The following is an 11,450-nucleotide window of genomic DNA, read 5'->3' as shown; positions in this document are numbered from 1 at the left end:
CGGTCTTGGTCGGGGCGCTCACGCGGTCCGCCCTTCCGTCAGGGTCTTCGGTGCCTTCGGAGTCCGGCGCGGCCGGGCGTAGATGGCGACGGCGGCGATGATGACGACGCCGCGTACGACGTTCTTGAAGAACGGGTCGACCGACAGTTGGTTGAAGACGCTGTCCAGGACGGCGAGGACGAACACGCCGCCGAGGGTGCCCGCGACTCCGCCGCGACCGCCGGCGAGGGCCGTGCCGCCGAGGACCACGGCGGCGATCGACTCCAGGTCGTAGCGCGCCTCGGTGCCCGCCCACGGCGCGCCCGCGCCCAGGCGCGCCGCGAGGAACAGCGCGGCGGCGCCGACGCACAGCGAGCACAGGACATGCGCGATGACGACGGTGCGCCCGGTCCGTACGCCGGAGAGCCGGGCGGCGTGTTCGTCACCGCCGGTGGCGTACATGTGGTGGCCGAGGCGGGTACGGCGGGTGATCAGCCACATCAGGGCGGCCACGGCGATGAGCAGGAACACCGACACGGGGACGGGGCCGACGCGGTCGTAGCCCAGGCGCTGGAAGGAGACGGGCACCTCGCCGGCCGGCCCGGTGTAGTTGTCCTCGATCCAGCCGCGCAGGATGAACGCCATACCGAGGGTGGCGATGAACGCGTTGACCTTGAGGCCGGTGACGATCAGTCCGTTGACGAGTCCGACCGCGACGGACAGCGCGAGAACGGCGATGACGGCGGTGACGACACCGCCGCTCGCCATGGTCTCGGCGGCGACGAGCGTGCCGAGGCTGATGAGATAGGCGACGGAGAGGTCGAGGGAGCCGGTGAGGATGACGGCGGACTGGCCGACCGCGACCAGGCCGAGCGCGACGCAGTTCTGGAGGATCGCGACGGCGTTGGTGGTGGTGAGGAAGTTCCCGCCCTGGGCGGTGACGACGATCCAGCCGAGGACGGTCACGGCGAGCGCGGCGAGCCAGACGCCGATGACGGGGTCGACGGACTTCAGGACGGAGCGCGGGGCCCGGTTCCGGGACGGCGATGCCGGTTTGGGTGGAGGGCCGGAGGGGGCGGGGGCGGATTCGAGCGTGGTCACGCGGGGCCCTCCTGTCCGGCGGGCGCGGTGGTCGCGGTGGTCGCGGTGGTCGTGTTGGTGCTGGTCGCGGTGGTCGTGGATGCGTCGGTCGTGGGTGCGTCGGTACGGGCGTGAGCCCCCTGGGCCGACCCGGTCGTGGCGAGCCGCATGATGCTCTCCTCCGTTGCCCCGGCGGGCAGTTCACCCGCGAGGCGCCCGTCCGACATCACCAGGAGCCGGTCGCTCATCCCGATCAGTTCCGGCAGTTCGGAGGAGATGATCAGCACGGCCATTCCCTCGCGGGCGAGTTCGCGTACGAGGGTGTGGATGGCCGACTTGGCCCCGACGTCGACGCCGCGAGTGGGCTCGTCGAACAGCAGCACCTGAGGCCCGGCCGCCAGCCATTTGGCGATGACGACCTTTTGCTGATTGCCGCCGGACAGGAACTGCGCCTGCTGGTCCTCGCCGCGCGACTGGAGCCGTACACGATCGAGGAGTGCGGTGACCTCACGGCCCGCCGGGGGCCTGCGCCGTACGGCGACGGCGCGGGTGACCAGCAGCGCGTTGTCCCGCACCGACTGGCGCAGGGCCAGCCCCTCCGCCTTGCGGTCCTCGGTGACCAGGGCGATGCCCGCGCGGATGGCGTCGCGCGGTCTCGACGGCCGCAGCGGCTTCCCGCCGACCGTCATGGTGCCGGTGGTGAAGGGCGCGGCGCCGAACAGGGCGCGGGCCAGCGACGTACGCCCCGCGCCCTGGAGGCCCGCGATGCCGACGATTTCGCCGGCGCGCAGCGTCAGATCGATGTCCCTGATACGGGCGTTGCCGCCGCCGGTGACGGTGAGCCGTACGTCGCCGATCTCGTCGTGCCGGGCGCGCGGCGGGTAGTACGCGGTCAGATCGCGGCCGACCATTGCGCGGACGATGTCGTCCGGGGTGGTGTCGGCGGTGCGCACGGTGGTGACATGGCGGCCGTCCTTGAGGACGGTGACGCGCCGCGAGAGGTCGAAGACCTCCTTGAGGCGGTGCGAGATGTACAGGATGCCGAGGCCGCGCGCGGTCAGCCGGCGCACCAGGGCCGACAGGAGCGCGACCTCGTGGTCGGCGAGCGGTGCGGTTGGCTCGTCCATGACAAGCACACGTACGTCGGAGGCGAGCGCCTTCACGATCTCCACGGTCTGCTGCCGCGCGACGGACAGATCCCGGACGAGTGTGCGCGGGGTGATGCCCGTCTCGTCGATCTCGGCGAGGAGTTCGGCGGTGCGCCGTTCCATCGCCGTACGGTCGACCAGGCCGTAGCGGGTCGGCTCGCGGCCGAGGAACACGTTCTCGGCGACGGTGCGGTGCGCCAGGAGCGCGAACTCCTGGTGGATGATGCCGATCCCGGCGGCCTGCGCCTGGCCGGGGTGGCTGAACGTATGCGCTGTTCCGTCAAGAGTGATCGTGCCGGTGTCGGGGGTGTGCTCGCCGGCCAGGACCTTCATCAGGGTGGATTTCCCCGCGCCGTTCTCGCCCACCAGGGCGTGGACTTCGCCGGGCTGAAGATCGAGTCCTACGTCGTGAAGCACGCGCACCCCGAGAAAGCTCTTGGACACGCCCTGCATCGTCAGCATCCCCTGGCTCCTCGATGACTACTCGATGGCTCCTCGGTCGCGGTCTGCTGTGCAATGTCGCGACTGAACTTTGACCTGTCAAGAGTCCAAGCACCGTTCATTTCAGCGGAGTTGACGGGTACTTATGCCGGGAGGCGAATGAATGGCGTCTTGTGAGCAACGGAAGTCGTCCCTAAGGTGATGCCATGTCTGCGCTGCCCGATCACAGCGGTTACCCGGTCTCCCACTCACCGGGCGAGGTGCTCGCGCTGATCAGTTCCGGAGCCGCGGCGACGCGCGCGGACCTCTCCCGGATGACCGGTCTCGCACGCTCCACGGTCTCCCAGCGGGTGGACGCGCTCATCGCGCACGGCTTCGTGGACGAGTCGGGGCCGGAGGCCGGCGGCTCGACCGGCGGCAGGCCGCCGCGCAGGCTGCGGCTGCGTACCCGCGAGCACGCGGTGGCGGGCGTGGACCTCGGCGCCTCGCACTGCCGGGTGGCGCTGATGGACATCGGCGGTACGACCCTGGCGACGCAGGAGGATCCGCTGTCGATCGGGGACGGCCCCGATGTCGTCCTGCGCCATGTGGAACGCACGCTGCACACCCTGCTGGAGAGGTCGGAACGCGATCCGCGCACGCTGCGGTCGATCGGGGTGGGGGTGCCGGGGCCGGTGGAGTTCTCGACCGGGCGTCCCGTCGATCCGCCGATCATGCCCGGCTGGCACCAGTATCCGATTCCCGAATTCTTCGCCTCGCGCTTCGGCGCGCGGGCGCTGGTCGACAACGACGTGAATGTGATGGCCCTGGCCGAGCAGCGCAGGGCGTTCCCCGACACCCGTTTCCTGCTCTACATCAAGGTGGGTACGGGCATCGGCTGCGGCATCGTCGCCGACGGCAGGCTGCACCGGGGCGCGCAGGGCAGCGCGGGCGACATCGGGCACATCAAGGTCGGCGACCAGGAGGACGCCTGCCGGTGCGGCAATTTCGGCTGTCTGGAGGCGGTGGCCGGCGGAGCCGCGATCGCGGCCAAGCTCGCGGGCCTCGGACTTGACGCCGCGTCGGGCAGCGATGTCGTACGGCTGGTGAAGTCCGGCAACAGGGACGCGCTGCGCATGGTGCGCGAGGCGGGCCGCGCGGTCGGCGAGGTCCTGGCGGGGCTGGTGAACTTCTTCAACCCGGACACGGTGGTGCTCGGCGGCGCGCTGGCGGCCGTGCACGACCAGTTGCTCGCGGGCGTACGGGAGGCGGTGTACCGGCGGTCGCACCCGCTGGCCACGCATGTGCTGCGGATAGAGCCGAGCCGTACGGGTGAGAACGCGGCGGCGTTCGGCGCGGGGATACTCGCGATCGAGCACGCCCTGTCGCCGGCGCAGGTGGACCGGCAGTTGGCGCGCGACGTCACGGCGTGAGCGCCGCCATCGCGTCCCCGCCCAGGCATGTCTGACGGTTCGTCAGGTTCAAGAAACGTCAAGGTCCGACCAACATCGTTCCAGGGCGGTCGAGTCCGCACATTGGTTCACACCACTGACGCGTCGCAGGCCCATGGCCTGCCGCTCAGGAAAGTCCCCGACACACACGCTGACGTGCGAAATCCTTGCCGCCACGCCTGATTGACGGATCGCCGTCAAGCCGATACCCCTGTATCCCTGCCCTGTACTCGACACCCCCGACCCGCACGATCCATGAGGTGTCGAGTACGGTCCCGCGGGCGCTTCGCGCACCACGTCACTGGAGGCCGCATTGCAAAGTTCCGCCCCCGCATCCGTCAGAACCGTCCGCAGACGTGCGACGCGAACGGCGGGCGCCGTCGCCTCGGCCGCCCTGCTGCTGTCCCTGGTGTCGGCCGCCCCCTCCGCCACCGCCGAACAGCCCGCCGCGGGCGCGCTCCAGCGTGACTTCGCCGCGGCGGCGGAGCGGTACGACGTACCGGCGAGCGTCCTGCTCGGCGTCTCCTACCTCCAGTCGCGGTGGGACACCCACGGCGGCGCGGCGAGCGTGACCGGCGGCTACGGCCCCATGCATCTCACCGACGCCAGGACCGCGATCGCCGAGGCGCCCCACCACTCGCACGGCACGGAGGACGCCCGCGGCGACACCTCCCGCCCGGTGAAGACGGGCGCGCCCGACGCGGTCCGCGAAGCGGTCGTACCCGAGAACTCCGAACTGCCCGCCCGGCTGCGCACCGTGGACCGGGCCGCGAAGCTCACCGGTCAGTCCCCTCAGCGACTGCGGCAGGACACCGCCGCCAACATCCAGGGCGGCGCGGCCCTGCTGGCCGACGCCCAGCGCGCGCTCGGCAAGCCGCTGAGCACCGACCCGGCCGACTGGTACGCCGCCGTCGCGCGCTTCTCCGGCGCCGACGACTCGGCCACCGCCGCGACGTACGCCGACGACGTCTACGCCGTGATCAGGGACGGCCAGCGGCGCACCACCGACAGCGGACAGCGGGTGGCACTGCCGGCCGTGCCCGCCGTCGCCCCCGACACCTCGCAGGTGTCGAAGCTCGGACTGCGTAAGGCCGACGCCGGGAAGACCGAGTGCCCGCGCACCGTGGCCTGCGAGTGGATCCCGGCGCCGTACGAGGAGTTCGGCGAGGGCGACTACGGCAACCACGACAAGGCCGACCGCCCCGAGGCGGGGTCGCCGGCCATCAACTCGATCGTCATCCATGACACCGAGGCGACCTGGGACACCACCCTCAAACTGGTCCAGGACCCGACGTATGTCTCCTGGCACTACTCGCTGCGCTCGTCCGACGGACACATCGCGCAGCATGTCCCGGTGAAGGACGTCGGCTGGCACGCGGGCAACTGGTACGTCAACTCCACCTCGGTGGGCCTGGAGCACGAGGGTTTCCTGGTCTCCCCCGACGCCTGGTACACCGAGGCGATGTACCGGACGTCGTCGCGGCTGGTGCGCTATCTCGCCGACCGGTACGACATCCCGCTGGACCGCCAGCACATCATCGGCCACGACAACGTGCCCGGCACGACCGCGTCGACCATCGCCGGTATGCACACCGACCCCGGTCCGTACTGGGACTGGGCGCACTACTTCGAGCTGCTGGGCAAGCCGTTCAAGGCGGAGGGCGGGCGTGCCGCGGGCGCGGTGACGATCCGTCCCGACTACGCGTCGAACCAGCCGCTCTACACCGGCTGTGTGACGGCCGGTCAGGCGTGCGCCCCGCACGGCTCGGGGGCGGTACGGCTGCACACGGCGCCCGACGCCGCGTCGCCGCTGGTCAAGGACATCGGTCTGCGGCCGGGCGGCGGGGACTCCACGACCGGGGTCAACGACCTGGGCGCCCGCGCGTCGACGGGCCAGCAGTACGCCGTCGCCGGGCGCGAGGGCGACTGGACGGCCATCTGGTACCTGGGGCAGAAGGCATGGTTCCACAACCCGCGCTCGGCGCCCACGGCCGTGAGCGCCGAGGAGCGGGTACTGACGCCGAAGGCCGGTCTCGCGGACGTGCCGGTGTACGGCAGGGCCTATCCGGAGGCGTCGGCGTATCCGGCCGGCATCCCGGTGCAGTCGGTCTCACCGTTCCCGTACAAGCTGCTGGCCGGCCAGAAGTACGTGGTCGGTGACCGGGTGCCGGGCGCGTACTACTTCGCCCCGACCTTCGACACCACCGGGCACCGCGTGGTGAGCGGCCAGGAGCAGTACTACGAAATCCAGTTCGGACACCGCGTCGCCTATGTGAAGGCGTCCGACGTCCGGGTCCTGCCCTCGGGCCGCTGATACGCGGCTCTCATAGGGCGCGAGTTGGGCGCCACCGGCCTGTGTGTGTGGGGGGGGCGGTGGCGCCCGACTGTCTCAGTAGCGCAGCACCGCCGCGATCCGGTGGTGGTCGACGAGTACGTCGTCGTCCAGGAACACGACCCGCGCGCCGCCGTCCAGCGCCGTCTCGACGAGTTCGTCCACGATGTCGTCCTGCACCTCCCGGCCGAGAGCCGCGCCGTCCGCGCCGTCGACCGGGATCAGATGGCCCTCGCTGATCCTGGCGGAACGCTGGAAGTGCTCCTCCACCGCCACCAGGGCGGCACGCCGGTCCCGTACCGCCTCCCACACCTCGTCCAGACCGGCGGCGAAGACCCGCCTGCCCTTGGCGTCGTCCAGTTGGACCAGGACCTCCCGCTCCTCGTCGCGCGCGTACGCCTCCACCACGGGCCGGATCGCCTTGGCCAGCACATGGGCCGGGCCGTCGGTCAGGCCGCCCTTGGCCAGCCGGCCGGCGGCGGACCTGGCGGTGCTGCCCGCCTCCTCCAGCAGGGCGAGCGCCGGGGGGACGCCGACCAGATGGAACGGGCGCGGGCGCGTGGCCAGCACGGCGGTGAAGGCGTCGTCCACCGACCGCATGAACTTACGGGTGTCCTCGTCCATGAAATTGCTCGGCGGGTTGCCGATCCGCTCCAGGCGTTCGACGTCCCACGTCGCCTCGGAAGGCGTCATCGGGAAGCCGTCCGCGCGGTGCTCGCTCAGCGAGTCGCCGACACCGCTCCACAGCGTCGCGCGGTTGGCGGCGACGTTCAGCACCCAGTAGTGGTGGCGCTGGGCGGTGGCCGCCACCAGGTTGCGGGTGAGGTAGGTGTCGCTGATGACGACCGACTCGGGCGCCTCGCGGGGCAGGTACCAGACCTGGTGTTCCTCGGCGTCGGCGAGGATCAGCAGCCCGTCGAGCTTGTGGCGCAGATCCACCTCGGCCACCGCCTGGTCGAGCCGCGCCCTGACCGCCTGGCGCGTCGCCTTGGGAACGTCCGGATCGGCCTCCATGCGGTGGACGGCCTCGGACAGGACGTTGCGCAGCCGCACCGGGTCCTGGTCGTTCATCGGATCGTGCCGATGGGTGGGCATCGTCAGGGACACCGCCGGATACGGGCGCTGCTCCCGCAGCGTGCGCAGGACGTCGGGCGTCAGATCGTTACTGTCCATGCTGCCCCTTCGCTCGGCGGAGGTCCCACACCGGCGAGCGGCCGGCTGGAGTACCCCGGACCTGCTTCCATCTTGCGGGACGCCGCCGACATCCGCAGGGGCGCGGAGCCGTCGAATACGCGAGCCCCGGATTACGACGGGGCCGCGCATGACAACGGGGCCGCGCGAACGACGGGACCCCGCGTACGACAGGACCCCGCGTACGACGGGGTCCCGCCCGGCCTGCCGCCGCCGGCCGGACGAGACCCCTGATCCGGTGGCCGGATCAGCGCTCCGGCGTCAGGGCCGGCCGCCACCCGGCCGCCCGTGGCCCGGCCTGCCACGGCCCCCCGTGAACTCGTAGACCCGCCCGGCCTTGGCCCGGAAGGTCCTCTCACCGCCGGGCAGCAGGGTGCTGCGCAGGGTCAGCTCACCGCTACGGCTCGCCCTGAGGACGATCCGGCTCGCCTTGCCGCCCGCCCAGGTGATGTCCAGGGTGGCGCCGCCACGTGCCCGCAGCCCGGTCACCGAGCCGTCGGGCCAGGACGCGGGCAGGGCCGGCAGGATCTCGATCGGACCGTGCTGGCTCTGGAGCAGCATCTCGGCGACACCGGAGGACGCGCCGAAATTGCCGTCGATCTGGAACGGCGGGTGGGTGTCCCAGAGGTTCGGCAGGGTGGAACTCTTCAACTGCTCGGTGAGCATCTTGTGCGCGTGGTTGCCGTCCCGCAGCCGCGCCCAGAAGTTGATCTTCCATGCCTTGCTCCAGCCCGTGCCGCCGTCACCGCGCGCGGTGAGGGAGACCTTGGCGGCGTCGGCCCATTCGGTGCCGACCTCGATCTGCCGGCCGGGGTGCAGACCGAAGAGATGCGAGACATGCCGGTGATCGTTGTTCTGGTTGTCCAGGTCTTCCTTCCACTCCTGGAGCTGGCCCCATGATCCGATCCGCAGACCGGGATCGAGTTCGCCGAGGGCGTCCTCGAGCCGGGTGCGGAACGCGGGGTCGTCGCCCAGCGTGCGCGCCGCCTCCAGCGTGTTCGTGAACAGGTCGTGCACGATCTGCTGCGACATCGACGCGCCCGCGGTGAAGTCGCCCTGCTCCGGCGAGTAGCTGGGGTTGACGACGAGCTTGCCGTCGCGCGGGTCGACCCGCAGGAAGCCGAGCCAGAACTCGGCGGTCTCCTTCATCACGGGATAGGCGGTGGAGCGCAGATAGTCCGTGGAGGCGTTGAAGCGGTAGTGGTCGTACATCTGCTGGGTGAGCCAGGCGCCGGCCTCCGGGAACCAGAACGAGCTGGCCCACTGGTGCAGACCCGTGAAGCCGTACGGATTGGTCTCGTTGTTCACCACCCAGCCGGCCGTCTCGAAGATCTCGCGGGCGGTCGTACGGCCCGGCTCGCGCATCGAGTCGACGTAGCTGTCGTACGGCACGGTGGTCTCGGCGAGGTTGGTGACCTCGGCGAGCCAGTAGTTCATCTGGAGGTTGATATTGACGTGATAGTCCGCGTCCCAGGGCGGGTTGGTGACGTTGTTCCAGACTCCCTGGAGGTTCGCTGGCAGCGATCCGGCCCGTGAGGAGGCGATGAGCAGATACCGGCCGTACTGGAAGTACAGCGCTTCGAGTGCTCGGTCGGCGGCTCCGGTGCCGCCGGAGTACTGGGCGAGGAGCTGATCGGTCGGCAGGTCGGGCAGCGCCTGGCCGATGTCGAGCGCCACCCGGTCGAACAGCCCCTGGTAGTCCGCGACATGCTCCGTGCGCAGGTCGTCGTAGGAGCGGCCGGCCGCCCGGTCGACGGCGTCGGTGACGGCGCCGTGCGGGTCCTCGGTGCGGTAGTCGGGGTAGGTGTCGGCGTAGTCGGTGCCGGCCGCGAGGACGAACCACGCGCTGTCGGCGCCGCTGACGGTGAGGGTGCCGTTCCCGGCGCTGACGGTGCCGCCTTGCGTCCGTACGCGGATCTGGCCCTCGAAGATCAGCCCGTTGTTCTGGAGCGTGCCGCGGATGGTGAGCCGGTCGCCGGCCGCCGTGGCGGTGTAGTCGGAGCGGGGGGAGGTGTAGCGGAGGGTGAAGCCGATCTTGCCGGGCTGGTCGGCGGCGAACCGGCCCGCGATGACCTTGCCGGGATGGGAGGCGAAGAACTCCCGTGTGTAGGTGGCGCCTTGGTGGGCGTACGAGACCGAGGCGAGGGCCGTGCCGATGTCGAGGGCGCGCCGGTAGGAGGAGTCGGGGCCACCGGGCGCTCCCGGGACGTCGATCAGCAGGTCGCCGAAGACGTTGTAGGAGCCGAAGCTGTGCTTGGGCTGGCCCAGCGCGGCGGCGACCTCCTCCGGGGTCAGGGACCCTTCGGCGTCGATACGGTCCTGGATCCCGCGCAGCGCGCCGGGTCTGGGGCTGGTCCAGTTGCCGTGGTCGTAGCCGGGGGCGCCGGGGCCGCCGGTCCACAGGGTCTTCTCGTTGAGGACAAGGCGCTCGGAGGCGAGGGTTCCGTAGATGCCGGCGCCGAGGGCTCCGCTGCCGATGGGGAGGCTTTCGCGCTCCCAGTCGGCGGCGGGTTTCGCATACCAGAGAGTCAATTCATCGGAGGGGTCGGCGGCCATGGCTCTACCGGCCAGAGCGGGAACACCCAGCGCGAGGGCGCCGGTTACGCCGAGGGCGGACTTCATCGTCGTTCTGCGGGTGATGCCCTGAGTCATGCGGCAGACGCTAAAAGTCCGATGACTGATTTGGCAAGAGACATGACAAAACCTCGCGGCAGGCAATTCTCCCGCCGCGAGGCGATGGCTGGAAGGGGCGCGCCCGCCCCGCCCTGTTCAGCCGCGCTCAGCCGTGCTCAGCCCTGCTGGAAAAGCTCCGCCGGCAGCGGCTTCAGCAGCGCGTAGAGATCGTCGGTGATCGGCCGGTCCCAGCTCGCGATGGTGACGAGGACGTTGTCGCTGCGGTCGAACTGCACGCAGGCGATACGACTTTCGGAGAGCTTGAGCCGGCGCACGATGAGCAGGTTGTCCCCCTGCATGACCGGCACGTCCTCCGTACTGACGACCTCGACCTGCTCCTCGTTCTCCAGGGCGATGAGCAGTTGCGCCACCTCGAAGGGGACCTGGCCGTCCTCCAGCTCGCGGGCCGGCGACCCCTCCGGCAGATTGCCGATGATCATCGCCGGGCCGCGCCCGCCGAACAGGTCGTACCGCAGGAAGACGCCCTGACAGCTCCCGTCGGGGGCGGGCAGCAGACCGGCGCCCAGATTTCCGGGCCAGTCACCCGGGTCCATGGCCAGGACGTCGAAGTCCGGGCCCGCGGGTGTGGCGGAGCTGCGGCGGCGGAGGAAGGACATGCCGCCATGGTACGTCTCCGCGGGACCCCGGCGACGCGGGACCCGGAGCGGGACACAGGGGCGTCGGTCAGGTGAGATCGAACTCCCCGTCGCGGGCGTTGAGTACGAAGGCCCGCCACTCCGCGGGGCTGAAGATCAGCGAGGGGTTCTCCGGCTTTCCGCCGTTGCGCATCGCGATGAACCCTTCGACGAAGGCGATCTGGACGTCCCCCGTGCCCTGGCTGCTCGAACGCCAGTCGGCCTTGCTCAAGTCCAGCTCCGGCTTGTCCCAGCCCGCCAACAACTGCTGGGTGGTGGTGCTCTCAGCCACGTCCCGCTCCTCCCGATTCGTCGTCCGGGGCCAGACTATCGATCGTTTCGGGTCCCGGACAGGCCGCTGCACCGGCCGCCCCCAACCCCCCTGATCCGGCGCCGAGTTGACCGCAGCACGGCCACGGACCGCAGCCGGACCGCCGCCGGACGGCCGCCGGTCACGCCCCGAGCCTTGACGCCGGTCCGGGGGGCTGGATTACTTTGCGGGAAGAGGATCAACCGAATGATCGGTCGTCCAGTCGTCCGG

8 protein-coding genes are annotated in these 11,450 nt (G+C 70.7%); 2 read left to right on the top strand and 6 right to left on the bottom strand.

Annotated elements, in window-relative coordinates; all coding sequences use genetic code 11:
• Positions 1-18 precede the first annotated feature (18 nt).
• Both OG329_RS38185 and OG329_RS38180 read right to left on the bottom strand, forming a co-directional pair.
• Positions 19-993 (bottom strand): ABC transporter permease, encoded by a 975-nt coding sequence (locus tag OG329_RS38185; protein ID WP_405802222.1) that lies wholly within the window; start codon positions 991-993, stop codon positions 19-21.
• 83 nt (positions 994-1,076) lie between these two features.
• Positions 1,077-2,669, bottom strand: coding sequence for a sugar ABC transporter ATP-binding protein (locus tag OG329_RS38180; RefSeq protein ID WP_405801383.1), 1,593 nt, complete (start codon positions 2,667-2,669; stop codon positions 1,077-1,079).
• A gap of 185 nt (positions 2,670-2,854) precedes the next feature.
• On the opposite strand from OG329_RS38180, the gene OG329_RS38175 reads away from it, so the two are divergent.
• Both OG329_RS38175 and OG329_RS38170 read left to right on the top strand, forming a co-directional pair.
• Positions 2,855-4,060, top strand: a complete 1,206-nt coding sequence (locus OG329_RS38175) for an ROK family transcriptional regulator (protein ID WP_405801382.1) — start codon at positions 2,855-2,857, stop codon at positions 4,058-4,060.
• Between the two features lie 331 nt (positions 4,061-4,391).
• Positions 4,392-6,392 (top strand): N-acetylmuramoyl-L-alanine amidase, encoded by a 2,001-nt coding sequence (locus OG329_RS38170; RefSeq protein ID WP_405801381.1) that lies wholly within the window; start codon positions 4,392-4,394, stop codon positions 6,390-6,392.
• Positions 6,393-6,467: 75 nt separating this feature from the next.
• Here OG329_RS38170 and OG329_RS38165 read toward each other — a convergent pair whose 3' ends face one another.
• The 4 genes from OG329_RS38165 to OG329_RS38150 all read right to left on the bottom strand — a co-directional run bounded on the left by OG329_RS38165 (position 6,468) and on the right by OG329_RS38150 (position 11,201).
• The gene (locus OG329_RS38165; RefSeq protein WP_405801379.1) at positions 6,468-7,583 is read right to left on the bottom strand and encodes a chemotaxis protein; all 1,116 of its coding nucleotides are present in this window, start codon (positions 7,581-7,583) and stop codon (positions 6,468-6,470) included.
• A 279-nt stretch (positions 7,584-7,862) separates the two neighbouring features.
• Complete coding sequence (locus tag OG329_RS38160; RefSeq protein WP_405802220.1) at positions 7,863-10,223, bottom strand: glycosyl hydrolase family 95 catalytic domain-containing protein; 2,361 nt, start codon at positions 10,221-10,223, stop codon at positions 7,863-7,865.
• 167 nt (positions 10,224-10,390) lie between these two features.
• The gene (locus OG329_RS38155; RefSeq protein WP_405801378.1) at positions 10,391-10,891 is read right to left on the bottom strand and encodes a hypothetical protein; all 501 of its coding nucleotides are present in this window, start codon (positions 10,889-10,891) and stop codon (positions 10,391-10,393) included.
• 67 nt (positions 10,892-10,958) lie between these two features.
• Positions 10,959-11,201 (bottom strand): DUF397 domain-containing protein, encoded by a 243-nt coding sequence (locus OG329_RS38150; RefSeq protein ID WP_405801377.1) that lies wholly within the window; start codon positions 11,199-11,201, stop codon positions 10,959-10,961.
• Positions 11,202-11,450: the final 249 nt, after the last annotated feature.

Source organism: Streptomyces sp. NBC_01506, from assembly GCF_045040295.1.
GTDB lineage: Bacteria > Actinomycetota > Actinomycetes > Streptomycetales > Streptomycetaceae > Streptomyces.
This window is presented reverse-complemented; position numbering and strand designations above follow the sequence as displayed.